At 66.1% G+C, this 22,961-nt stretch carries 22 protein-coding genes, 1 tRNA gene and 1 pseudogene; 11 read left to right on the top strand and 13 right to left on the bottom strand.

Annotated elements, in window-relative coordinates:
• Positions 1-44: 44 nt before the first annotated feature.
• The 3 genes from BOX37_RS07880 to BOX37_RS07890 form a co-directional block, all read right to left on the bottom strand.
• Positions 45-494, bottom strand: a complete 450-nt coding sequence (locus BOX37_RS07880) for an HIT family protein (protein ID WP_071931276.1) — start codon at positions 492-494, stop codon at positions 45-47.
• Positions 494-1,354: a macro domain-containing protein gene (locus tag BOX37_RS07885; RefSeq protein WP_071927069.1), complete on the bottom strand. Its 861-nt coding sequence runs from the start codon at positions 1,352-1,354 to the stop codon at positions 494-496. The genes BOX37_RS07880 and BOX37_RS07885 overlap by 1 nt, the downstream gene beginning before the upstream one ends.
• A 117-nt stretch (positions 1,355-1,471) precedes the next feature.
• The gene (locus BOX37_RS07890; RefSeq protein WP_071927070.1) at positions 1,472-2,599 is read right to left on the bottom strand and encodes a DUF4238 domain-containing protein; all 1,128 of its coding nucleotides are present in this window, start codon (positions 2,597-2,599) and stop codon (positions 1,472-1,474) included.
• 432 nt (positions 2,600-3,031) lie between these two features.
• Between BOX37_RS07890 and BOX37_RS36075 the strand changes: the two are divergent.
• Positions 3,032-3,943, top strand: a pseudogene (locus BOX37_RS36075) (recombinase family protein); the annotation flags it as partial.
• Between the two features lie 342 nt (positions 3,944-4,285).
• On the opposite strand, the gene BOX37_RS33805 reads toward BOX37_RS36075, so the two are convergent.
• From BOX37_RS33805 to BOX37_RS07915, 5 genes are all read right to left on the bottom strand, one after another.
• Entirely contained in the window at positions 4,286-4,690 is a 405-nt protein-coding gene (locus BOX37_RS33805) for a hypothetical protein (protein ID WP_156910323.1), read from the bottom strand.
• 277 nt (positions 4,691-4,967) lie between these two features.
• A tRNA-Val gene (locus BOX37_RS07900) sits at positions 4,968-5,042 on the bottom strand.
• A 32-nt stretch (positions 5,043-5,074) separates the two neighbouring features.
• Entirely contained in the window at positions 5,075-5,539 is a 465-nt protein-coding gene (locus BOX37_RS07905; RefSeq protein ID WP_071927071.1) for a peroxiredoxin, read from the bottom strand.
• Between the two features lie 74 nt (positions 5,540-5,613).
• On the bottom strand, positions 5,614-6,036 hold the full coding sequence (locus BOX37_RS07910) for a DUF3052 domain-containing protein (protein ID WP_071927072.1): 423 nt from the start codon (positions 6,034-6,036) through the stop codon (positions 5,614-5,616).
• Positions 6,037-6,154: 118 nt separating this feature from the next.
• Positions 6,155-6,712 carry a hypothetical protein gene (locus tag BOX37_RS07915; protein WP_071927073.1) on the bottom strand — a complete coding sequence of 186 codons (558 nt, stop codon included), beginning with the start codon at positions 6,710-6,712 and terminating at the stop codon, positions 6,155-6,157.
• Positions 6,713-7,040: 328 nt separating this feature from the next.
• Here BOX37_RS07915 and aceE point away from each other — a divergent pair, with 328 nt between their 5' ends.
• The 8 genes from aceE (at position 7,041) to BOX37_RS07955 (ending at position 16,344) form a co-directional block, all read left to right on the top strand.
• Positions 7,041-9,824: a pyruvate dehydrogenase (acetyl-transferring), homodimeric type gene (gene aceE, locus BOX37_RS07920; protein ID WP_420811592.1), complete on the top strand. Its 2,784-nt coding sequence runs from the start codon at positions 7,041-7,043 to the stop codon at positions 9,822-9,824.
• Positions 9,825-9,868: 44 nt separating this feature from the next.
• Complete coding sequence (locus tag BOX37_RS07925) at positions 9,869-11,170, top strand: PucR family transcriptional regulator (RefSeq protein WP_206045868.1); 1,302 nt, start codon at positions 9,869-9,871, stop codon at positions 11,168-11,170.
• Between the two features lie 127 nt (positions 11,171-11,297).
• Positions 11,298-12,212: an ACP S-malonyltransferase gene (locus BOX37_RS07930; protein WP_071927076.1), complete on the top strand. Its 915-nt coding sequence runs from the start codon at positions 11,298-11,300 to the stop codon at positions 12,210-12,212.
• An 82-nt stretch (positions 12,213-12,294) separates the two neighbouring features.
• Positions 12,295-12,594: a meromycolate extension acyl carrier protein AcpM gene (gene acpM / locus BOX37_RS07935; RefSeq protein WP_019046010.1), complete on the top strand. Its 300-nt coding sequence runs from the start codon at positions 12,295-12,297 to the stop codon at positions 12,592-12,594.
• Positions 12,595-12,606: 12 nt separating this feature from the next.
• The gene (locus tag BOX37_RS07940; protein ID WP_071927077.1) at positions 12,607-13,863 is read left to right on the top strand and encodes a KasA/KasB family beta-ketoacyl-ACP synthase; all 1,257 of its coding nucleotides are present in this window, start codon (positions 12,607-12,609) and stop codon (positions 13,861-13,863) included.
• Between the two features lie 131 nt (positions 13,864-13,994).
• The gene (locus BOX37_RS07945; RefSeq protein WP_071927078.1) at positions 13,995-15,425 is read left to right on the top strand and encodes an acyl-CoA carboxylase subunit beta; all 1,431 of its coding nucleotides are present in this window, start codon (positions 13,995-13,997) and stop codon (positions 15,423-15,425) included.
• 224 nt (positions 15,426-15,649) lie between these two features.
• Complete coding sequence (locus BOX37_RS07950) at positions 15,650-15,844, top strand: hypothetical protein (protein ID WP_071927079.1); 195 nt, start codon at positions 15,650-15,652, stop codon at positions 15,842-15,844.
• A 35-nt stretch (positions 15,845-15,879) separates the two neighbouring features.
• The gene (locus tag BOX37_RS07955; protein ID WP_071927080.1) at positions 15,880-16,344 is read left to right on the top strand and encodes a winged helix-turn-helix transcriptional regulator; all 465 of its coding nucleotides are present in this window, start codon (positions 15,880-15,882) and stop codon (positions 16,342-16,344) included.
• Positions 16,345-16,423: 79 nt separating this feature from the next.
• Here BOX37_RS07955 and BOX37_RS07960 read toward each other — a convergent pair whose 3' ends face one another.
• Positions 16,424-17,119, bottom strand: coding sequence for a nitroreductase (locus BOX37_RS07960; protein WP_071927081.1), 696 nt, complete (start codon positions 17,117-17,119; stop codon positions 16,424-16,426).
• Positions 17,120-17,287: 168 nt separating this feature from the next.
• Here BOX37_RS07960 and BOX37_RS07965 point away from each other — a divergent pair, with 168 nt between their 5' ends.
• Positions 17,288-19,120, top strand: coding sequence for an Eco57I restriction-modification methylase domain-containing protein (locus BOX37_RS07965; protein WP_071927082.1), 1,833 nt, complete (start codon positions 17,288-17,290; stop codon positions 19,118-19,120).
• Here BOX37_RS07965 and BOX37_RS07970 read toward each other — a convergent pair.
• From BOX37_RS07970 to BOX37_RS07980, 3 genes are all read right to left on the bottom strand, one after another.
• Positions 19,114-19,737, bottom strand: coding sequence for a TetR/AcrR family transcriptional regulator (locus BOX37_RS07970; RefSeq protein WP_071927083.1), 624 nt, complete (start codon positions 19,735-19,737; stop codon positions 19,114-19,116). The two genes, BOX37_RS07965 and BOX37_RS07970, sit on opposite strands and share 7 nt — an antisense overlap.
• 7 nt (positions 19,738-19,744) lie before the next feature.
• Complete coding sequence (locus BOX37_RS07975) at positions 19,745-19,924, bottom strand: hypothetical protein (protein ID WP_240505390.1); 180 nt, start codon at positions 19,922-19,924, stop codon at positions 19,745-19,747.
• Positions 19,925-20,048: 124 nt separating this feature from the next.
• Positions 20,049-20,564 (bottom strand): gamma carbonic anhydrase family protein, encoded by a 516-nt coding sequence (locus BOX37_RS07980; protein ID WP_071931277.1) that lies wholly within the window; start codon positions 20,562-20,564, stop codon positions 20,049-20,051.
• A gap of 201 nt (positions 20,565-20,765) precedes the next feature.
• On the opposite strand from BOX37_RS07980, the gene ald reads away from it, so the two are divergent.
• The gene (gene ald, locus BOX37_RS07985; RefSeq protein WP_071931278.1) at positions 20,766-21,863 is read left to right on the top strand and encodes an alanine dehydrogenase; all 1,098 of its coding nucleotides are present in this window, start codon (positions 20,766-20,768) and stop codon (positions 21,861-21,863) included.
• A 76-nt stretch (positions 21,864-21,939) separates the two neighbouring features.
• On the opposite strand, the gene sigJ is transcribed toward ald, so the two are convergent.
• On the bottom strand, positions 21,940-22,866 hold the full coding sequence (gene sigJ, locus BOX37_RS07990) for an RNA polymerase sigma factor SigJ (RefSeq protein WP_071927085.1): 927 nt from the start codon (positions 22,864-22,866) through the stop codon (positions 21,940-21,942).
• Positions 22,867-22,961: the final 95 nt, after the last annotated feature.

Below are 22,961 nucleotides of genomic sequence, written 5' to 3' on the forward strand. Positions count from 1 at the left end.
TCGGTGATGTGTCGAGCTGCAGGTCGCCAATCGTGGCGGTGATATCAGCACAGGTGATCCGAGCCTGCACGGATCTTGGCGGCGATCCGATCAGTCTCGTCGATCGTTAGCTCCGGGACCTCCCCGAACTCGGTGCCACCATCGGGGAGGGTTCCGGCAACGTGGAAGTGAACGTGTGGAATCGTTTGGTGAGCAGCCGTGCCGTTGTTCTGCCACACAGCAATGCCGGGACGCTCGAACGCTTCGTCGATTGCTTTGGCGACCAAGGCGACGGTGTCAATGATTGCGTGTCGTTCGTCCTCGCTCAGGTCTAGAAGCGTGGGGGCGTGGCGGACAGGTACCACGATGATGTGGCCAACTCCTCGCTGCTCGCGGGTTACAAGCGCTGCGACACGGTCTGAGCGACAGAGAATGGTGAATGGACGTCGGCCACTTAGGTAGTCGCAGAATGCGCACCGGGTTACTTCGGGTAGCGAGAGGTTCGACTCAGTCATCACTGCTCCAATGAGGTGAGAAATGCTTGGAACTCCGCCATATTGATGTTATCGGCGGTAGTTTGGGTGACGACGATACGCAGCTCTCTGGAGAACCTATGCCTTCTCGTCCTCAGTACGAACGAGAAGGCGATCAATCGTGCCGAGACTTCACCGGTGAGCTCGGATATCCGTGACTGGCCTTGTCCAATCAGTGGTACACAAACGGGCGCACCGTTGCTGTGGCGGTCGCACGCGTCCCATACGGCGTCGAGGCTGTCCAATACTCCGCGTATTGAGCCTTGTGCAACGTTGTGAACATCCATGTCGGTGTATGCGACACAGAAGTATTTCTGTGCGTTGGTTGCCGACAGGGTTGCCACCGTCCCGATCGGGTACACGACCTGCTTGCCGGGTTTGTTTATCGGACTGTTTGCGGCGGGCGCTATTCCCGACAGTGCGGAGTCGAGCGCCATGTCTAGTCGTACTTCTGAACCGGCGTAGATCCTGTTGAGAAAGTGCGCTTGAACGCTGTTTGGCGCAATTATTCCGCCAGTAACAGATGTGTCGAACGTTGAGGTCATCCCGATGAGGAGACTGCCGTCGGTCTGGTCGAACAGGTCGCCTACGACGAGGCGGATGGTCGCATTGGACGAATAGCGCTTCTGTGGGAGCCGTGGCCGCTCCACCACGAGTGCCCACGTGAGCGCGACGACAGCCACTACGGCGACGACCCACCACTTCTTCTTAAACAGGTCCGGATAGAACAGTGCCCACAGCCCGAGGCTGACAGCCATCAAGCCAACAGCGGCAAATACTCTCTGACCGAACTGTTTCCAGAATCGGAGGTGGCGTGCCTGTGCAAAATAGCGCCGGATCATGAATCGAAATCCCCCTCGGGACGGTCCTTTGCAACGCAGGCTACGAGTCCCTTCGGGGGCTGTTGTCTCCCGTCGGGAGCTGCCGTCTCGTCACGATCGCGCTGGCTGACTTATACTCTAGCCGCCCTCTGTGACGGCGCTTGCGTTGGCGCCGTTCGGCTTCTGTCGCTCGGTCTCGGTACGGTTCGATTGGTCACCGCTGGTGGCCGGATTCATCCCATGGCGGGGCAGGCGGCGGAAAACGTACTGCTCGCGCACTACGTTGCCGTCCACGCTCTGATCGACAAGTTGGGTCCGCCACTCTGTGCGGGCAGGTAAGTCTATTCCGTCGAGAGGTTGAGCATCGGGATGATGGACGATCCAGCGTGTGGCCTGGCCGGCGACTTCCCGGTTGATGAACCGGATGAGCGAGTCCCGGTCTTCCTGTGTTGCCGAGTTTGGCAGGCCGAGCTTTTCCGGGTCTGCCGTGGTGTCACGAATTTGTAGGATCACACGGTCGCTAAGCGGAAACCACATCACCCGCGCTGATCCGAATCCCACGGGATCGTCGCCTGGGCTCCACCACACAATAGGTTCGTCGCTGGTGAGAACCGAGCCTGGGCGTCCGACGATCAGGCTCCATGCCATGCAGTCGGCGAGCCTCTCATTGATCTGCGTAAATGCCATCCGGATGCTTTCCTGAACCAACACTGCTTGGGGTGCGAACAAGCGAGGTCCGTCATCGCCGGTCATCTCACGTCGGTACGCCAGTACGCTTGCATGGGTAGGTCGCTGGCCGCGCTCGACCAGCCAGTCTCGGATCTCATCATCGGAAACGGTCTCCCGCAGATATTGTCGCGCGCTGTGGGTCGCGAGAGCGTTCAGGTCTTCACGCCATCGGTGCCCGCGTACCGTCTGCAAAGCGACGAAGTTGATCAGGTGGTACCAGTCCTCCTGTGTCATGGAGGCGAGGCTGAGTTCCCGCGTGAACTTATCGATCACTTTCAAGCCTTCGCCTTCAAAGTGGCTGAGATGGTTTTCAACCAGTTCTGGGTCGTGCCCCTGACGGTCTTTCTCGCGTGCCAGATCATCGGTTTCGATTCGATAGAAGCCAACTTCAGTGCACGCCTTATCGACCGATTTAGGGATTATTCGGCTCGAATCATCTCGATCCACCAGTGCTACAACTGGGTACTTCTTGCCTGGTTTGGCTTTGGCGAAGTGCCGTAGGTAAGCCTCTGGGATGAGATGGTGCCGAGGTGTCATGCTTCGTTTCTCCTGCCCGCGACAAGTTAATTTGTCCTCGCGTCAACCGGTCGCTGGGGGTGGCGTGTGGCAGCGGCGTATCTGGCGATGATACCCAGCGCAAGCGTCGTTCTGCTGGTGCGGCTTTCGATGGACATGATGCGGGCGGCGAGGATGGATCGGTGGTCTCGCGGGTCGGTCAAACCGAGTGAACTTCCAGCCCGCGAAGATCCGCCGAACTGTGGCCGAAACCCTGAATTCCCTTGATAATAGCCACTTTTCGAGGTACAGTTAACTTATGGCGACCACGCATTTGAGACGTTAGCGATCTTATATCCCGCATCCACGAGGGGCGCCATTTATGGCGTCCCTCGTGCTGTTTACGGGCAACAAGATCCTGACCCCTCGTTGCTGGTGGCCACGTCACTGTAGTCACAGCAAAGGAGGCAGCTTATGGACGAGAGCAACGCTCGCAACATTCCGGCATACATTCAGGATCTGGTCACAGCCAGGCACGGTCGCGCGAACAGGGGAGAGCCCGGTTCCCTGGAAACCGAGTTCGGAGCCACTCCGCTGCTCGCTCCGTCAGCACCGACGCTGATCTACCTCCGAGTGTCCACGAAAGGGCAGCTCGACACTGCCCTCGACATCGACCCCAACGGGCTGTCCATCGCCACCCAGCAGGATGAATGCGTCACCAAGGTCAACGCCGTCGGCGGCGAACTGGTACATCCACCGTTCATCGAGGGCGGCGTCTCCGCCAAGGACGTCGAGCACCGACCGGCGTTCAAGCAGATGCTCGCCTACATCCACGCCCATCCCGGCATCAAGTACGTCATCACCTACAACCGGGCGCGCGCCTTCCGAAATCATTTTGACGCCGCCATCCACATCGCTCAGCTCCAGAAGTTCGGCATCCGCCTGATCACCGTCAAAGATGACTTCGGCGAAGGCCCCGCCGCCACCGCGATGGAGGGCATGCTTGATGTCATGAACGGCCTCATGAACACCATGAACGGCCTCGACGTCGCCGCCAAGATGGCCTACAAAGCCACCCACGGCGGCACCATCGGCCGCGCCAAACTCGGCTACCTCAACACCAAAACCGACATCGGCGGCAAGAAGATCGCCACCGTCACCCTCGATCCCGAGCGCGCCACCCTTGTGCATAAAGCCTGGGAACTGTACGCCACTGGCGAGTACAGCATCGAACGCCTCGAAGCCACCATGGCCGACCTCGGCCTGACCGCCCGCCCGGCCGCCCGCAACCCCCATATCCATCCCGTGTCCGCCAACAAGCTGGACCAGATGCTCGGTGACCCGTACTACCTGGGGTACGTCATCTACAAGGGCGACATCTATCCCGGCAACCACGAACCCCTCGTCGATGAAGAACTGTTCCAGAAAGTCCAGGAAGTCCGTGACCTCAGAAGCGCCAGAGGCCAACGCGACCGCGTCCACCAGCACTACCTCAAAGGCGGCATCTTCTGTCAGCGTTGCCACACCCAGGGCCGCACCTCGCGCCTGATCTTCACCCAGCCCACCGGCAGGGCAGGCAAGAAGTACGGCTACTTCGTGTGCCGGGGTCGTCAAGAGGGCTTGTGCGATCTGCCGCACCTTCGGATCGAGGATGTCGAAGGCGCGATAGTCGAGCACTACCGCAGCTTCGCGCTGCCGACCGGGTTTATCACCGACGTGCGCCGTGTCCTAAATCACACCCTGAGCAACGAACACGCCGCCACCAAGGAACTCCACGCCAGTCTGGCTCGGCGTATCCGCGATCTTGATACGCAGGAAAACCGGCTCGTTGATGCCCTCGCCGACGGCACCCTGCCCGGCGACAAGATCCGCGCCAAACTTCGCGATATCACCATCCAAAAAGACCGCCTCAAGCTCGGATTGGCTGACGCCAGCGCCGAACTCGCCGCCGGGGCTGATGTCCTGCGCCGCAGCCTCGACCTTCTGGTGAACCCATACGCGATGTACCAGAGTGGTGCCGACAACATCCGCCGCCTGCTCAACCAAACCTTCTTCGAGCGCTTTTACCTCGATGAGACCACCAACACCGTCGTTCCGGCCGATGACAAGACGCCACTGTTCGCGGAACTGCACGAGGCCAACCGGATTCACCAACGCCGAACAGCCGGGCGGGGCATCACTGCGGTCTCACGCGCCGCCCACGGCCGGATAGACGGCACAACCAGCCAGCAGGGCACGCAACCCGACGCCAACGCTCAGCGAGCCACACACAGCCAAGACTCCGGATACGACAAGAGCCCCCGCTATGCGGAGGCTCCTACCCGTACGGATGCTGAATCTTCTTCTACTGTCCCGCCCGAACCATCCCTTGCCGACGTTTTGTCGGTCGGTGATTCGAGTACGGCACTTATGGTGGGCGCAGAGGGGATCGAACCCCCGACCGCTGGTGTGTAAAACCAGTGCTCTACCGCTGAGCTATACGCCCTGGCACCGCCGGGGAGAACCGGCGGTGACGGTTTATGAATCTAGCGCGGCGAGCGCTTTCTCCCAAGCCGCCTGGTCACGGGCCTCTCCGGGCTCGTTCATCTCGGCGAAAGTGATGTATCCGGACTTGTCGACGACGAAGGTGCCGCGGTTGGGATAACCGGACTTCTCGTTGAAGACGTCGTAGGACTGGGTGACGGCGCCGTGCGGCCAGAAGTCCGACAGCAACGGGAACAGGTAGCCCTGCTCTGCGGCCCAGATCTTGTGGGTGGGCGGGGGACCGACGGAGATCGCGATGATCTCGGCGTCGTCGTTCTGGAACTTGGGCAACTCGTCGCGGACCTTGCACAGTTCGCCCTGACAGATGCCGGTGAAGGCGAGCGGGTAGAACACCAGGAGCACGTTCTTCTTGCCGCGGTAATCCGACAGGGTGACGGGCTGGTTGTTCTGGTCCTTGAGCGTGAAGTCCGGCGCGAGAGTGCCAACCTCTAGCGGCATACTGGGGATCCTGTCGTCGTGTCGGGTCTCAGCCGAGCGTTCTCGCCCAGCTGAGACCTTAGCGAACCGAAGAGTCAGCGCTGCTTCGACGGTGCCTTCGGCTGCACGAGGCGACTGCCCGTCCAGGCCCCGAGGCTGATAGTGGATGTCTGGGTCAGGCCGGCCGTGGGTGCGGCTTCGGCGATCTCGCTCGGATCGACATGGCCTGGGTGCCCGGTCTTGGGGGTGAGGACCCAGATGAAGCCTTCGTCGGCCAGCGGGCTGATGGCATCCATCAGCTCGTCGGCCAGATCGCCGTCTCCTTCTCGCCACCAGAGCAGGACGGCGTCGACGACCTCGTCGGAGTCTTCGTCGACCATCTCGCCGCCGCTGACCTCCTCGATCTCGGCGCGCAATGCGTCGTCGGTGTCCTCGTCCCAGCCCAATTCCTGAACAACCAAGCCGTGAGAAATGCCAAGCTTCTGAGCGTAGTTCTGCGCGTCCGCCGCGGCGACCACGGTGGTGTCCTCCCTAAACTGCCGACAGTAAGATAGGTGCAAGCGAACATGGTTATCGCCCGCAACGCAAGCCGATCGGATGAATTGGGACCGTACGCCGCGTGTCGGCAGGGCGAATTCAGCGGCCTGGGCAGGCCTCTTGTACCGCGGTACGGGCCTGATTAATGGTGCGGCTGGCCTCGTTGAGCCGACCGACCGGTGAGCTGTAGGTCATCTTCCTGGTCTCGGCCGACAGCGCGCGCGCGGCCATGACGTAGTCGGTGAACTTGCCGGCCAGCTCGGCCGGTAGCGCGCCCGCGGCGGCCGTGACGCCGCTCTCGACCTTGGTCGCCGCGTTGTCGAGGGTGGTGGCCGCGGCCTCGCGCTTGTCGGCGTAGTCGCCGGCGTTGCTGTCGTGCGCGGAGACGAATTCGTTGTAGGCGGTGACGCCCGCGCCCGTGGTGGTCGGGAACTGGGTGCAGTTGTCGCTGATCGCCTTGGCCTCGGCGGCGGCTGCCCGCGAGGCCGCCGCCGCCGAGGACGACGCCGCGGCCTCGGTCTGGTAGGCGGCGACTTCGGCGGCGTCGGTGGTCGGGGTTCCGGGGATCTGGGTGGCACAGCCGGCGACGACCAGACCAGAGGTCACCGCGACGACGGCACAGGCCAGTCCGAGCCGACGCGCGTCCAGCAGCCTCATCGTTCCGCGTTCCCTCTCACTCACCGGTACACACTCACGTTTTCCCCCGCAGAACCTAATGGATTTGCTGCTGACATGATGACCTGGGCGGCCCTTTCGGCAAGGATGGGGGGTGCGCCCGAACCTTTCGTAACGGGTGGTCCGCACACCAAGCGGGCAGGCCCGGGGATAGCGACGCCATCAGCAGTTCAAGCCCCCAGTACGAGGAGCAGATTTGACCGACCTGATCCACTCTGCAGCTTCAGCGAATTCCGCGAATGATCCCGCTGTCACAGCATCCGCCACAGGCGGTGAACAACCCACCAGAGCCACCGGTGAACGCGTGCGGGTGATCCGCGAAGGAGTGGCGTCGTATCTACCCGACATCGACCCCGAAGAGACCAGCGAGTGGCTGGAATCCTTCGACGACATGCTCGACCGTGAAGGTCCGGGCCGCGCTCGCTACCTGATGTTGCGCCTGCTCGAGCGCGCGGGCGAACGCCGCGTCTCGATTCCGGCGCTCACCTCCACCGACTACGTCAACACCATTCCCACCGAGAACGAACCCTGGTTCCCCGGTGACGAGGAAGTCGAGCGCCGCTACCGCGCCTGGATCCGGTGGAACGCCGCGATCATGGTGCACCGCGCGCAGCGCCCCGGAATCGGCGTGGGCGGCCACATCTCGACCTACGCGTCCTCGGCGGCGCTCTACGAGGTGGGCTTCAACCACTTCTTCCGTGGCAAGGACCATCCCGGCGGCGGCGACCACATCTTCATCCAGGGCCACGCCTCGCCCGGCATCTACGCCCGCGCCTTCCTCGAAGGCCGCCTCAGCGCCGATCGGCTCGACGGCTTCCGCCAGGAATACAGCCACGGCGGGCTCGGCAAGGGCCTGCCGTCCTATCCGCACCCGCGGTTGATGCCCGACTTCTGGGAGTTCCCCACGGTGTCGATGGGCCTGGGCCCGATGAACGCGATCTACCAGGCGCGGTTCAATCACTATCTCAACGACCGCGGCATCAAGGACACCTCCGACGAGCACGTCTGGGCCTTCCTCGGCGACGGCGAGATGGACGAGCCCGAATCGCGCGGCCTGATCCAGGTGGCGGCCAACGAGGCGCTCGACAACCTGACCTTCGTGATCAACTGCAACCTGCAGCGGCTCGACGGCCCGGTGCGCGGCAACGGCAAGATCATCCAGGAACTGGAGTCGTTCTTCCGCGGCGCGGGCTGGAATGTCATCAAGGTGGTCTGGGGTCGCGAGTGGGACGCGCTGCTGGGCGCCGACCGCGACGGCGCGCTGGTGAACCTGATGAACACCACTCCCGACGGCGACTTCCAGACCTACAAGGCCAACGACGGCGCCTACGTGCGCGACCACTTCTTCGGCCGTGACCCGCGCACCAAGGCACTGGTGCAGAACATGTCCGACAGCGAGATCTGGAATCTCAAGCGCGGCGGCCACGACTACCGCAAGGTCTACGCGGCCTACGCCGCGGCGATGGCGCACAAGGGCCAGCCGACGGTGATCCTGGCCAAGACGATCAAGGGCTACACCCTCGGCAAGCACTTCGAGGGCCGCAACGCCACCCACCAGATGAAGAAGCTGGCGCTGCAGGACCTCAAGGACTTCCGCGATCTGCAGCGCATCCCGATCACCGATGCCGAGCTGGAGAAGGATCCGTACCTGCCGCCGTACTACCACCCGGGCATGGACAATCCGGCGATTCAGTACATGCTGAGCAGGCGTGAGTCGCTCGGCGGGTTCATCCCGGAACGGCGTACGACACCGAAGCCGTTGACGCTGCCCGGCGACGAGGCCTACCGCTCGGTCCGCAAGGGTTCGGGCAAGCAGAAGGTCGCCACCACCATGGCGCTGGTGCGCCTGGTCAAGGAACTGTTGCGCGACAAGGAGATCGGCAAGCGGATCGTGCCGATCATCCCGGACGAGGCGCGCACCTTCGGCATGGACTCGTGGTTCCCGACGCTGAAGATCTACAACCGCAACGGCCAGCTCTACACCTCGGTCGACGCCGAACTCATGCTCGCCTACAAGGAGAGCACCGCCGGGCAGATCCTGCACGAGGGCATCAACGAGGCGGGTTCGACGGCGTCGTTCACCGCGGTGGGCACCTCCTACGCCACCCATGGCGAGCCGATGATCCCGCTCTACATCTTCTATTCGATGTTCGGGTTCCAGCGCACCGGCGACAGCTTCTGGGCCGCGGCCGACCAGCTGGCCCGCGGGTTCGTCCTCGGCGCCACGGCCGGGCGCACCACGCTCACCGGTGAGGGACTGCAGCACAACGACGGCCAGTCGCTGCTGCTCGCCTCCACCAATCCCGCGGTGGTGACCTACGATCCGGCGTTCTCCTTCGAGATCGCCCACATCGTGCGCGACGGTCTGCGCCGGATGTATGGCGGTGGCACGCCGGAGAAGACTCCGCTGCCCGGCACGAATCCGCCGGAGAGCGGTGCCTTCGCCGGGGAGAACATCTTCTACTACATCACCCTGTACAACGAGCCCTACCAGCAGCCGGCCGAGCCCGACGATCTCGATGTGGCCGGGCTGCTCAAGGGTCTCTACCTCTATCAGCCCGGTGGTGAGGGCGATGTCCGCGCGCAGATCCTCGTCTCGGGCGTGACCGTGCCCGACGGCCTGCGCGCACAGGAACTGCTGGCGCGGGAGTGGGGTGTCGCGGCGGATGTGTGGTCGGTGACCTCCTTCGGCGAACTGCGCCGTGAGGCGCTGGACAAGGAGATCGCGGCGCTCAAGCACCCCGACACCGATCCCGGCGTTCCCTACGTCACCCAGGCGCTCGCGCCGACGCGGGGCCCGGTCGTGGCCGCCACCGACTGGATGCGCGCGGTCGCCGATCAGATCCGTCAGTGGGTGCCCGGTGACTACACCACCTTGGGTACCGACGGGTTCGGCTTCTCCGACACCCGCCCGGCCGCGCGCCGGGTGTTCAACGTCGACGCGCAGTCGATCGTGGTCGCGGTGCTGGAGGGCCTGGTGAAGGAGGGCTCGTTCGACAAGGCCAAGGCGGTGGAAGCGGCGGCGAAGTACGGCATCGACGATGTCGCCGCCGCGCCGAAGCCGAGTGCGGACGCGGGCGAGGAACTCGCGTAGCGGACTATTGGACTGTGGAGCGCAAACCGCCGCGGCCCCGTCGGATCACCGAGGGCACCAGCGAGCACGAGGTATACCTGCCGACGGGGGCACTGTCCCCGAACCGGCAGACTCGTGATCCGCTGCCCGACACGCTGCTCAAGCGGGTCAAGCAGTTCTCGGGCCGACTGTCCACCGAGGCGGTGGGATCCATGCAGGATCGGCTGCCGTTCTTCGCCGACCTGGACGCCGCGCAGCGCGCGGGCGTGCAGATGCTGGTGCAGACGGCGGTCGTGAACTTCCTGGAGTGGTTGCAGGATCCCGACTCCGACATCCGATTCAGCCTGGACGCGTTCCAGGTGATTCCGCAGGATCTGGCGCGGCGGCTCACGCTGCGCCAGACCGTGGACATGGTGCGGGTGGCCATGGACTTCTTCGAACAGTGGCTGCCCGCCCTCGCCCGCAACGATCGGCAGCTGGTCGCGCTCACCGAGGCGGTGCTGCGATACGGGCGTGAGCTCGGTTTCGCGGCCGCCTCGGTGTACGCCAGTGCCGCCGAGTCGCGGGGCGCCTGGGATACCCGCCTGGAGGCCCTGGTGGTCGACGCGGTGGTCCGCGGTGACACGGGCCCGGACATGCTTTCCCGGGCCGCCACGTTGAACTGGGACGCCACTGCGCCCGCCACCGTGCTGGTCGGTACCCCGCCGCTGGATCAGGGCGTCTCGACCGTCGGCGCGGTGCACACCATCGCGACCAGGCACGGCCGGGCCGCGCTGGCGGTGGTGCAGGGCGCTCGGCTGGTGATGGTGGTCAGCGGGAACCTCGGTGACGCCGGGATCGGCTCGCCGTTCCTGGTGGATCTGCTCAGTGACGTGTTCTCCGACGGGCCGGTGGTGATCGGCCCGACCATGCGGACTCTCGGGGCCGCGCACGCCAGCGCGATCGAGGCGCTGGCCGGAATGGAGGCCGTGGTGGGCTGGCGCGCCGCGCCAAGGCCCGTTCACGCCTCGGAATTGCTGCCCGAACGCGCGCTGCTGGGCGATAGAGCTGCGATAGAGGCGCTGAACGAGTATCTTGTGCTCCCGTTGGCTGCTGCCGGATCTTCGTTATCCGACACACTCGACGCGTATCTGGATTGTGGTGGAGCAGTAGAAACGTGCGCGCGTCAGCTGTACGTCCATCCAAATACCGTTCGGTACCGACTCAAACGAATCGGGGAGATCACGGGACGTGATCCGATGAATCCTCGAGACGCTTATGTGCTCCGGATCGCGGCCACAGTGGGTCGTTTGACACGAACGCATAACGAATCGTCACCCCCTGTCACAGAAACCCCGCCCACACCAATGGGTCACGACCCCCTGTAACGGGATCGGGGAATCGGTCGATCAGGACAGCCCACCTCGGATTTTGTGGGACCCCTACAAAACGCGTCCGAAAGCTTCATTCGCGCCGACATCTCCTGCGGCGGGGGTCACAGTGTTCTCTTAGGGAGTGATCGCGTTGCTCACCCCTGGACAGGGGTCCCAGACACCCGGCATGCTCACGCCGTGGCTCGCACTCCCCGGTGCGACTGATCGCCTCGAGCTGTGGTCGAAGGCCGCCGGCCTCGACCTGGTCCGTCTCGGTACCACCGCGACGGCGGAGGAGATCGTCGACACCGCGGTGACCCAGCCACTCGTGGTCGCCGCCGCCCTGCTCGCCTTCGCCGAAATCGCCCCCGAATCGCTGCCGGCCGATACAGTCGTCGCCGGACACTCGGTCGGTGAATTCGCCGCAGCCGCTGTCGCCGGTGTCATCACCGCCGACGAGGCCGTCGCCCTCGCCGCCATCCGCGGCCGGGAGATGGCCAAGGCGTGCGCGGAGGAGCCGACCGGTATGTCCGCGGTGCTCGGTGGCGACGAAGCCACCGTGCTCGCACGGCTCGCCGAACTCGATCTCGTCCCGGCCAACCGCAACGCGGTGGGCCAGATCGTGGCAGCGGGCCGCCTGGAAGCTCTGGCGGAGCTCGCCGCGAACCCGCCGGAGAAGGCACGGGTCCGCGCGTTGCCCGTCGCCGGTGCGTTCCACACCGCCTTCATGGCCCCGGCACAGGATGCTGTCGCCGGAGCCATCGCCCAGATCTCGCCGAGCGATCCGATCCGGACGCTGCTGTCGAACTTCGACGGCAAGCCGGTCGCTTCGGGCGCCGACGCGATCGATAAGCTCGCCGCACAGGTCACCCGCCCCGTGCGCTGGGACCTGTGCACCGAGACCATCCGCACCGCCGGAGTCTCGGCCGTGGCCGAACTGCCACCGGCGGGCACCCTCGTCGGCATCGCCAAGCGCGAACTGAAGGGCACGCCCACGCTCGCCCTGAAGACGCCGGAAGACCTCCCCGCGTTGGCCGAACTGACCACCTCGGGCTAGCTTTCCCCCCGGCGGTCGCGCACGACGAAGTGCGCGTCCGTTTCAGACCCCTACAAACGAGAACAAGAAGGGAGCCACCAAAGTGGCCGCTCTGACCCAGGAACAGATCGTCGAAGAACTCGGCAAGATCATCGAAGAGGTTACGGGTATCGAACCCTCCGAGGTGACCATCGAGAAGTCCTTCGTCGACGACCTGGACATCGACTCGCTGTCCATGGTCGAGATCGCTGTGCAGACCGAGGACAAGTACGGCGTCAAGATCCCCGACGAGGATCTGGCCAGCCTGAAGACCGTGGGTGACGCAGTCTCCTACATCCAGAAGCTCGAGGCGGAGAACTCCGACGCCGCCGCGGAGCTCAAGGCCAAGTTCGACGCCGAGTAGGGCTGCGTACACATGACCACTCCTGCTCCGTCGACCTTGAACGGGAAATTCCCCAACGTCGTCGTCACCAGCATGGCGGCGACCACGTCGATCGCGGGTGATGTCGATGCGACGTGGAAGGGACTCCTCAACGGTGAGAGCGGAATCGACGTTCTCGACGATCCCTTCATCGAGGAATACGACCTGCCGGTGCGCATCGGCGGTCACCTGAAAGTCAGCCCCGACACGCTGCTGAGCCGGGTCGAGATCCGCCGGATGGCGTATGTCGAGCGCCTGGCGACCGTTCTCGGTCGCGAGGTGTGGAAGAACGCGGGCAGCCCTGAGGTCGATCACGACCGTCTCGGCGTCGCGATCGGTACCGGCCTCGGTGGCGGCGACGCGCTGATCGATTCGGTGGACAAGCTGAAGAACGGTGGCTATCGCAAGATCTCGCCGCTGGCTGTTCAGATGGTCATGCCGAACGGTCCGTCGGCCGTCGTCGGTCTCGAGCTGAAGGCCAGGGCGGGAGTGGTCACTCCGGTCTCGGCGTGCTCGTCGGGTTCGGAGGCCATCGCCAACGCGTGGCGGATGATCGTGATGGGTGACGCCGACATCGTCGTCACCGGTGGTGTCGAGGGCTACATCTCCGATGTGCCGATCGCGGCGTTTTCGATGATGCGTGCCACGAGCACCCGCAACGATGACCCCAAGGGCGCGTCTCGGCCGTTCGACAAGGACCGGGATGGTTTCGTCTTCGGCGAAGCGGGCGCGCTCATGGTCATCGAGACCGAGGAGCACGCCAAGGCCCGCGGGGCGACCATCCACGCACGCCTGCTGGGTGCGGGCATCACCTCCGACGGGTACCACCTGGTGGCACCTGATCCGGAGGGCACCGGTGCGGGACGCGCCATGCAGCGCGCGATGCAGACCGCCGGTTTGTCCCCGCGCGACATCATGCACGTGAACGCCCATGCGACCGCGACTCCGATCGGCGACGTCGCCGAGAAGAACGCGATCCACTACGCCGGGGTGCAGCATGCCTCGGTGTACGCGCCGAAGTCGGCGCTGGGTCACTCGATCGGTGCCGTCGGTGCCCTCGAGTCGATCCTCACCGTGCTGTCCATCAGGGACGGCATCGTTCCGCCGACCCTGAACCTGGACAACCAGGATCCGGAGATCGACCTCGATGTGGTGCACGGGGAAGCCCGTCGCCAGGAAATCGAGTACGCGATCAACAACTCCTTCGGTTTCGGTGGGCACAACGTCGCGCTCGCCTTCGGTCGGGCATAGCCGCACCGATCGACTGCATTCACGATCCCCGGTGGGGGTCGCGCCAACTGAATGGCTCGACCCCCACCGGCGGTTCGCCGTACGCAGCCGCCGCCGCGGCGAGACTCTCAACGAAGGTAGGAGTGAACGCGATGACAATCATTGCTCCCGCGTTTCAAGACACGACGACCGATCCGCGTGACCCACTCGGTCGCCTCCAGCGATTCTTCGACCCCGGCACGATCCTGCCGTTGCATCCGCGGGACCGCTCTGGTGTACTCGCTGCCATCGGCGAGGTCGACGGTGTGCGCACTGTGGCCTACTGCTCCGACGCCACCGTCATGGGCGGCGCGATGGGTGTCGAGGGCTGCAAGCACATTGTCGACGCGATCGACACCGCCATCGATTCCGGCATCCCGGTCGTCGGCCTGTGGCACTCCGGTGGTGCCCGTCTCGCCGAGGGTGTCGAGGCGCTGCACGCGGTCGGCCTGGTCTTCGAGGCCATGGTCCGCGCGTCCGGCCTGGTCCCGCAGATCTCGGTGGTCCTCGGCTTCGCCGCGGGTGGAGCGGCCTATGGCCCCGCCCTGACCGATGTCGTCATCATGGCGCCGGAGGGCCGGGTGTTCGTCACCGGTCCCGACGTGGTCCGCTCGGTGACCGGCGAGAACGTCGACATGGCGACCCTCGGTGGTCCCACCACACACTTCAAGAAGTCCGGCGTGTGCCACATCGCCGCCGATGACGAGCCCGACGCGCTGCACCGCGCCCGTCGCCTGGTCTCGATGTTCGCCGAGCAGGGCGAGTTCGATCTGGTCGCGGCCGAGCACGGCGATGTCGACCTCAAGGCACTGCTGCCCGAGTCGGCCAAGCGTGCCTACGATGTGAAGCCGCTCCTGCACGAACTGCTCGACAATGTCGACGGGGAGTCCTCTTTCGAGGAACTGCAGGGTGGGTACGCCCGCAGCATGGTCACCGGCCTCGGTCGTCTCGGCGGTCGTACGGTCGGCGTGCTGGCCAACAACCCGTTGCGTCTGGGTGGCTGCCTCAACTCCGAAAGTGCCGAGAAGGCTTCACGTTTCGTGCGGCTGTGCGACGCGTTCGGCATCCCGCTGGTCGTGGTCACCGACGTTCCGGGCTACCTGCCCGGCGTCGGCCAGGAGCTCGAGGGCGTCGTGCGTCGCGGTGCGAAGCTGTTGCACGCCTTCGCCGAGGCGCGCGTCCCGCGCGTCACCCTGGTGACCCGCAAGATCTATGGCGGCGCCTACATCGCCATGAACGCCCGTGCCCTCGGCGCGACCGCGGTCTACGCCTGGCCCGGTTCCGAGGTCGCCGTCATGGGCGCCAAGGCCGCCGTCGGTATCCTGCACAAGAAGGCACTGGCCGCGGCCCCCGACGACGAGCGCGAAGCCCTGCACGAGCGCCTGACCGCCGAACACGAGAAGATCGCGGGTGGTGTCGAACGCGCGGTCGCGATCGGCGTCGTCGACCAGGTCATCGACCCGGCCAAGACCCGCAGCATCATCGCCGCGGCCCTCGCCGCGGCCCCGGCCCGCAAGAGCCACCACAAGAACATCCCACTGTGACGTTGTAGCTGGTTGGTTACGATCCGGCCGTCGCTGCCTCCCCGCCAGGAGACAACGGCGGCCGTTTCGCGTACCGGGAGGGTTGTTTCTGTTCAGTGAACGGTCGTACACTCAAAGGGCAGCTGGGCTGCGAATTGCCGTTACCGAAGGAGCCTTACGTCGATGCGTGTATCCGAACTCGGCCGGGAGATGTTCACCGACGGCGTCGTGGTGGGGGGTGTTCGATGAGCTATCGGAAGGAACTCTTCGACGAGTTGTCCTTTGCGGTGCGTCGCACGGGTGTCGCCATTGGCGACATCCTCAGCGATGCCGGGCGTAGTACCACGCGTGAGGTGGTCGATCTCGTGCACGAGGGGCGTGAACTCGTCGCGGGTGCGATGCGGGCGCAGGCGGCTGAACTGCGTCGTCGCGGGAGGTAGGTCCGCGGCGGCCCGGCTGCGCGCATAATGGCTGGGTGCGCTACGAAGAGCTGGCCGAGGTCCCGTGTTCGATCACGCGGCCGCTGGTGATCTTCGGGGATCGGTGGACGTTGCTGATCCTGAAGTACTGTTTTGCCGGGGTGCGGCGGTTCAACGCGTTCCAGGGTGCGCTCGGGATTTCGCGGAGTCGGCTGGGGGATCGGCTGGATCGGTTGATCGAACACGGGGTCCTGGTGAAGCGGCCCGTCGAGGACGGGGCGTACGAGGAGTACCGGCTGACCGAGAAGGGGCACGCCCTCTATCCGATCCTCATGGCGATCCGCGATTGGGGCGACACCTACATGGCCCCCGACGGCCCGCCGGTCGAGTACCGCCACCGAGAGTGCACCGGCGAAGCCCACGTCCACCTCACCTGCGACGCCTGCGACACCGAAATCACCGCCCGCGACATCGTTCCGGAGCCCGGCCCCGGCCTCACCGAGGCATCCCGGCCCGCGTAGAAGCCTGGACGGTTGATCACCAGGCTCTGGTGTGACCATCGGCCGAGAGCCGCCCGCCACCAGTGCCTGTTGATCTTGATCAGGCGGTGTGCCAGGTGATTTGGTCGTCGAGGGGTGCGCGGTGGGTGCGGAAGGTGTTGATGGGGTGGTCGGGGTCGGGGTAGCCGAAGGAGACGCCGAAGACGACCTTGCGGTGGGCGGGGAGTGCGAAGTAGTCGTGCAGGAACGGGGCGTAGGAGGCGAGGGCGGCTTGGGGAGCGGCGCCGAGGCCGAGGGCCTGGGCGCCGAGGAGGAAGTTCTCCAGCCACAGGCCGCAGTCGATGGCGCCGTAGACGCCGAGATCGGCTTCGGAGGTCACGATCGCGACGTGCGGTGCGTCGAAGAACTCGAAGTTGCGCACCATCTGGCGCATCGTCTTCTCGTGCTCGCCCTTGGCGATGCCGACGCTGTCGTAGAGCTGGAAACCGCACTCGCGCCTGCGATCACGGTAGACACCGGCGTACTGCGCGGGAAACTCGAAATCCGGTGCGGTGCCGTTGGCCTGGATGTGGGCGAGCAGTTCCTTGCGGAACCTCTCGGTCCCCTCGCCCTCGGTGACGACGACCTGCCACGGCTGGGTGTTGCACCACGAGGGCGTGCGCCGCGCGAGGCGGAGCAACTGTTCGATGGTGGCCCGGTCCACCTGCTCCGGGCGGAATTGGCGACAGGTCCAGCGTTCGTCGGCCAGCCGCTGGAGGGTGGCGAAATCGCTGCTGTCGTGGTCGGTTGGCGTCATCGCGCGGCTCCCTGGGTAGGTCACGGGAGCTAGTCCCATTTTGAGACCAACCTAGCAGCCGTTCGGACCGCGCGGAACCACCGATCGGGACGGGCGTTGCCGTTTCGGCCGGTGAGGCGGGGTCCTGCTTACGGTGTGCGGAGGGGCTCGCAGGGCACAATCGATCGCATGGCTTCGCAGGCCCGTGACGCGCAGGAGCGCAAACGGCACGGCAGGCACTACACGCCGCCCGAGCTCGCGCGGTTTCTGGCGCGACGGGCGCTGCTGCACGCGCCACGCGCCGACGAACTGCGCGTGCTCGACCCGGCCTGCGGTGATGGTGAGCTGTTGCTCGCGGTGCATCGGGAGCTGACCGCGACTGCCCCGGATATCGCGGTGCGGCTCACCGGATACGACCTGGATCGCCACGCGGTCGGCCGCACGGCGCGGCGGGCTTCCGACGAAGGCGTCGCGATCGACTGTCGAGCCGAGGACTTCCTCGCCGCCGCGTCCCGCCTGCCCGACCATGCCTTCGACCTGATCATCACCAACCCGCCCTACGTGCGCACCCAGCAGCTCGGCGGCGCGACCGCCCGACTGCTGAGCAAACAGTTCGGCCTGCGTGGGCGCATCGACCTCACCCACCCGTTCGTCGCCGTCGCCCCTCGTCTGCTCGCCGCCGACGGCGTGCTCGGCCTGCTGTGCGCCAACCGGTTCCTCACCACTCGCGCCGGCGCGAACCTGCGCCGCATCCTGACCATCGACCTCACCCCGGTCGAGCTCTACGACCTCGGCGACACCAAACTCTTCACCGCCGCCGTGCTGCCCGCGATCACCGTCGCCACCCGCGCCGACCACCACCCGGACTGCCGCTACGTCTCGGTGTACGAGGAGCCGGGCGCCGAACCCGATTGCGCCACCGACCTGTTCGACGCGCTCGCCGGTGAGTCCGCCTGCCTGGTGGGTGACGGTGGGCGCGTGTTCGCGGTGGAGGTGGGAGTTCTGTGCACGGGAGTCGCCGCGTCGGAGACGACGCCGACGGGCACGGGTTCGGCGGGAGAACAGGCAGCAGGCGTTTCTTCGATGGACACGTCATCGCCGGACCCGGTGTCGATGACCGTGCCGTCGTCGAGCGGGAAGTCCGAGCGGGCGGGTGCGTGGCCGACCTCACCTCTGAGTGTGCGGGCGAGTTCGCCCGATCGAACTGTCGACACCGCCTGGCGGATGTCGCGGCCCGGGGTGGATCGGTGGCTGGCGCGGATCGCCGAGCGCACCTGGCGTTCCTTCGGGGAGGCCGCGCGGATCCGGGTGGGGATCAAGACGACGGCGGATCGGGTGTTCATCTCCGATCGGTGGGAGCAGATGGACCCGATGCCGGAGCCGGAGTTGTTGCGGCAGTTGATCACTCATCATGATCTGCGGCCGTGGCAGGTCGCGATGGCTCGCGGCACCAGAGTGCTGTATCCCTACGATGTCCGGCAGCCGCGCCGAACGCCGATCGATCTGGCCGAATTCCCGAGCGCGGCGGAGTATCTGCGTTCGCACGAGCAGGTGCTGGCCGGACGACGTTACGTGCTCGACGGTGGCCGGAAGTGGTTCGAGATCTGGGTGCCGCAGCGTCCACACCTGTGGGGCGCACCGAAATTGGTGTTCCCCGACATCAGCGAGCGACCGCGTTTCGCGCTGGATCGCTCGGGCGCGGTGGTCAACGGGGACTGCTACTGGATCTCGCTCACCGACCTCGGCGCGGGGAAGGCGGCGACCGAGCTGGCGTATCTGCTGATGGGCGTGGCGAATTCGGCGCTGGGGCTGCGGTTCTACGACGCGGTGTGCGGGAATCGGTTGTACTCGGGCAGGCGTCGCTGGATCACCCAGTACGTGGCGCGCCTGCCGGTGCCCGATCCGGCCGGTCCGGCGGCCGCCGAGATCGTCCGCAGAGTGCGCTCGGTACTGGAAGACGGCGTGCCCGTGGCGGATGCGGGCGTCGACGAGGTGGTGGCGGCCGCGTTCGGTGTTCAGTGATCGCTGCGGATGCCGACCATCGGCAGCAGCGTGCGGCGGGCGAACTCGCGCCCTGCTTCGGCGTCGTCGAGGGGGATGAGCCCGTCCGGGGTGAGCGCCAGGGACAGCCCGAGCCTGGCCATGACCTCGGCGACTAGATCGGGGTCGAAATCGGGCGACGCCTCGCCCGCCGGTAGCTCGCGGAGCTTCTCGGCGAGGTAGGCGCGCCCGACCGCGAGGATCGGCCCGGCGTCGGTGGTGAGCCGGGGCAGGATCATCTCCGGCTCGGTGCCGAGCAGCCTGCGCAACAGCTCGTTGCCCGCGATGGTGGTGACGAACGCGACGAAGATCTCGACCATCTGATCGGCGGGATCGGCGACCGCGCGGACCCGCTCGTCGATCTCGGCCACATAGCGCTGCGCTTCGCGCACGCCGACCGCTTCGACCAGCTCGTTCTTGGATTCGTAGCGCCGATAGAGGGTGGCCGGGCTGATCCCGGCGCGCCGCGCGATCTCGCCCATGCTCGTGCGTTTGATCCCGAAGTCCAGGAACGCCGACAGTGCGCTGTCGAGCAGCTTCTCACCGTCGGTGACGGGCTTTTCCAGTATCCGCGCGAGGATGGACGAGACGGTAGGCATCGCCCCATTATCCTCGTGGCGCCAGATCCAGCGCGGCCATCTCCTGCTCGATCGCATTGGCGGCGAAATGGACTCCGCGCGAACGTAATTCGTGGACGCGGCACCGAAGTGCCTCGATTCCGCCCGGCTGGGCGGCGATATCGGCCACGCTGAGCCGTCCCCCCGCTCGGTGCACACCGGCCTGCATGTATGCCACCGTGATACCTCCTGCCTCGCGTATCCGGTGCCGACCGAAACTCTCATGATCGGACGCAATACGCAGGGCAAATGCTATCAGGTTTACCTACTGGACACTTGCTCAGTGTGATGGTTCACAACACCTCGGCATCCCGGTGCGCCGCGATGTTGTGCACGTACACTGCCGCGTTGAGCTTGATCCCGTCCTGCTGTCCCTGGGTCAGCTCGCGCCGCACCTTGCCCGGCACCCCCGCGACCAGTGATCCGGGCGGAATCTGCGCGCCCTCGGGGATCAGCGCGTTGGCCGCGATCAGGCTGCCCGCGCCGATCACCGCACCGTTGAGCACCGTCGCACCCATACCGACCAGTACGTCGTCGCCGATGGTGCAGCCGTGCAGAATCGCATTGTGGCCCACCGAGACCCCGGTGCCCACGGTGAGCGGGAAGCCCGGATCGGCGTGCAGGACGCAACCGTCCTGGATATTGGTTCCGGCGCCGACGCTGATCTCCTCGAGGTCGCCGCGCAGTACCGCCGAGTACCAGATGCCGACCTCGGCGGCCAGGCGCACCCGGCCGATCACGGTCGCGTTGGGCGCGATCCACGCGGTGTCGTCGATCTCCGGTTCGAACCCGGTCACCTTGATGATCATGCGGTGATTATTGCGCTGTCCCGGCGAACCGGGCGCGGTGGGCCGCCGCAGCGGTGCCGCTCCGGTGCGGAGCGGCACCGCTGCGGGCTCGTGGCGCTGCCGGAACCCGCGCTGGTCGGGCCATCCCGATCCGACACGCGAACCAGGTCGGCCGAATCCGCTCCGGGCACGTCCTAGGCTGGCCGGATGACGGGTGCAGGCGTGACGGTCGGGGTGCCGACGGAGGTCAAGCCGCAGGAATTCCGGGTGGCGCTCACGCCGGCGGGTGCCAGCGAACTGGTCGCGCACGGACACGAGGTGCTGGTACAGGCCGGAGCCGGGGTCGGTTCGGGATTCGCCGATGACGACTATCGCGGCGCGGGCGCGCGGATCGTGGCAGACGCCGAGCAGGTGTGGGCCGAGGCCGCTGTGGTGTTGAAGGTGAAAGAGCCCATCGCGCAGGAGTACTCGCTGATGCGCCGCGACCAGGTGCTGTTCACCTACCTGCATCTGGCCGCGTCGAAGCAGTGCACCGACGCGATTCTCGCCTCGGGCATCACCGCGATCGCCTACGAGACGGTGCGCGCGCCGGACGGTTCGCTGCCGCTGCTCGCGCCGATGAGCGAGGTGGCGGGCAAGCTGAGTGCCCAGGTCGGCGCCTATCACCTGATGGCTCCGCTGGGCGGGGGCGGTGTGCTGCTCGGCGGGGTCCCCGGCGTCCGCCCGGCCGACGTGGTGGTGCTCGGCGGGGGCGTGGCGGGGACCAACGCGGCGAGTGTGGCGGTCGGGATGGGCGCCACGGTGAGCGTGCTCGATACGAATCTGGCGCGCTTGCGGGAACTCGATGCCCGCTTCGCCGGACGCGTCGGCACCCTCGCCTCGCACGCGTGGGAGATCGACAAGGCCGTGCGGGCGGCGGATCTGGTGATCGGTTCGGTCCTCGTGCCGGGCGCCAAGGCGCCGACATTGGTGTCCGACGAACTCGTCGCCCGGATGCGTCCTGGCTCGGTCCTCGTCGACATCGCCGTCGACCAGGGCGGCTGCTTCGCCTCCACGCGCCCGACCACCCACGCGAACCCGACCTTCCCGGTGGCGGATTCACTCTTCTACTGCGTGGCGAACATGCCCGGGGCGGTACCCCACACCTCGACGGTCGCCCTCACCAACGCGACGCTGCCCTATGCGCGCGCCATCGCCGACCGAGGCTGGCGCGGTGCCTGCACCGCCGACCCCGGCCTCGCCGCCGGTCTCACCGCCGTGGACGGCAAACTCCTCTCCGCCGAGGTCGCCGCCGCCCACGCCTACCCCCTCGACGCGTAGCCACCTGGGCCGCTGATCACCATGCTGTGGTGGCGAGGGGCGAACGCCACCACAGCGTGATGATCTTGGTTCGGGGTCAGTGGTTGCCGAAGGACCAGTCACCTTCGGTGGGGAGGTCGTGGAGTTTGTCAGGGTTGCGGACGATGTCGAGGGCGGTGATGCGTCCCTGGTCGACCACGAAGGAGAAGACGCCGATGTTGGCGCCGTCGTGAACCACCAGACCGGGGACGCCGTTGACCAGGACCGACCTGCCCCAGCCACCCGCGGCCGAGGGTGCGTGGTACCAGCCCAGCAGCATCTTCGCGATGAGTTCCGCGCCGCGCACGGGCTGACGGACCGCGGGGACCTTGCCGCCACCGTCGGCGGTGAGGACCACGTTCTCGTCGAGCACGCCGAGCAGCGAACGCAGATCGCCCGATCGCCAGGCCAGCGCGAACGCCGACACGACCCGCTCCTGTTCGACGGGGGAAGCGGGAAAGCGAGGGGTGCCGATCTCCACGTGCTTGCGGGCGCGGGAGGCGAGCTGGCGAACGGCGGCGGGCGTGCGTCCGACGACCTCGGCGACTTCGGGGCCGGTCATACCGAACACGTCCTGCAGGACGAAGGCGGTGCGCTCGGCGGGTGACAGCGACTCCAAGACGACCAGCAAGGCGGTGGTGACCCGCTCGTCCTGGGAGATCCGGTCGGCCGGGTCGTCCCAGGTGACTTGCGGTTCGGGCAGCCACTCGCCGACATACTGCTCACGACGGGCGCGTGCGGAGCCGAGGTGGTCGAGGGCGAGCCGACCGGTGACGGTGGTCAGCCAGGCGCGCAGATTGTCGATCTCGCCCGCCGTGCCCGCGGCGAACTGCCGCTGCAGGCGCAGCCACGCATCCTGCACGACGTCTTCGGCGTCGCTGAGGCTGCCGAGCGTGCTGTAGGCGAGTCGGCGCAGGTACGGGCGGTGTTCCTCGAAACGGCGGGCCAGTTCGGCCTGATCGAGGGGCTGCGGTGAGTCGGTCATCGTGGTCGCCATTCGGTTGTCCGCCCCGGTGCCGGGGATGAGAAAAGTCTGTCGCAGAGATGACGAACCCGGCGCACCCGGTGTGACATTCCCGC

This window comes from Nocardia mangyaensis (assembly GCF_001886715.1).
In the GTDB taxonomy this organism is placed as follows: domain Bacteria; phylum Actinomycetota; class Actinomycetes; order Mycobacteriales; family Mycobacteriaceae; genus Nocardia; species Nocardia mangyaensis.

What these genes read in the sequence shown, in the direction of transcription:
- BOX37_RS07880 (WP_071931276.1), bottom strand. Translation starts at nt 494, where the DNA reads ATGACTGAGTCGAACCTCTCGCTACCCGAAGTAACCCGGTGCGCATTC.
- BOX37_RS07885 (WP_071927069.1), bottom strand. Translation starts at nt 1,354, where the DNA reads ATGATCCGGCGCTATTTTGCACAGGCACGCCACCTCCGATTCTGGAAA.
- BOX37_RS07890 (WP_071927070.1), bottom strand. Translation starts at nt 2,599, where the DNA reads ATGACACCTCGGCACCATCTCATCCCAGAGGCTTACCTACGGCACTTC.
- BOX37_RS07905 (WP_071927071.1), bottom strand. Translation starts at nt 5,539, where the DNA reads ATGCCGCTAGAGGTTGGCACTCTCGCGCCGGACTTCACGCTCAAGGAC.
- BOX37_RS07915 (WP_071927073.1), bottom strand. Translation starts at nt 6,712, where the DNA reads ATGAGGCTGCTGGACGCGCGTCGGCTCGGACTGGCCTGTGCCGTCGTC.
- BOX37_RS07940 (WP_071927077.1), top strand. Translation starts at nt 12,607, where the DNA reads ATGACCACTCCTGCTCCGTCGACCTTGAACGGGAAATTCCCCAACGTC.
- BOX37_RS07945 (WP_071927078.1), top strand. Translation starts at nt 13,995, where the DNA reads ATGACAATCATTGCTCCCGCGTTTCAAGACACGACGACCGATCCGCGT.
- BOX37_RS07950 (WP_071927079.1), top strand. Translation starts at nt 15,650, where the DNA reads ATGAGCTATCGGAAGGAACTCTTCGACGAGTTGTCCTTTGCGGTGCGT.
- BOX37_RS07960 (WP_071927081.1), bottom strand. Translation starts at nt 17,119, where the DNA reads ATGACGCCAACCGACCACGACAGCAGCGATTTCGCCACCCTCCAGCGG.
- BOX37_RS07965 (WP_071927082.1), top strand. Translation starts at nt 17,288, where the DNA reads ATGGCTTCGCAGGCCCGTGACGCGCAGGAGCGCAAACGGCACGGCAGG.
- BOX37_RS07970 (WP_071927083.1), bottom strand. Translation starts at nt 19,737, where the DNA reads ATGCCTACCGTCTCGTCCATCCTCGCGCGGATACTGGAAAAGCCCGTC.
- BOX37_RS07975 (WP_240505390.1), bottom strand. Translation starts at nt 19,924, where the DNA reads ATGCAGGCCGGTGTGCACCGAGCGGGGGGACGGCTCAGCGTGGCCGAT.
- BOX37_RS07980 (WP_071931277.1), bottom strand. Translation starts at nt 20,564, where the DNA reads ATGATCATCAAGGTGACCGGGTTCGAACCGGAGATCGACGACACCGCG.
- sigJ (WP_071927085.1), bottom strand. Translation starts at nt 22,866, where the DNA reads ATGACCGACTCACCGCAGCCCCTCGATCAGGCCGAACTGGCCCGCCGT.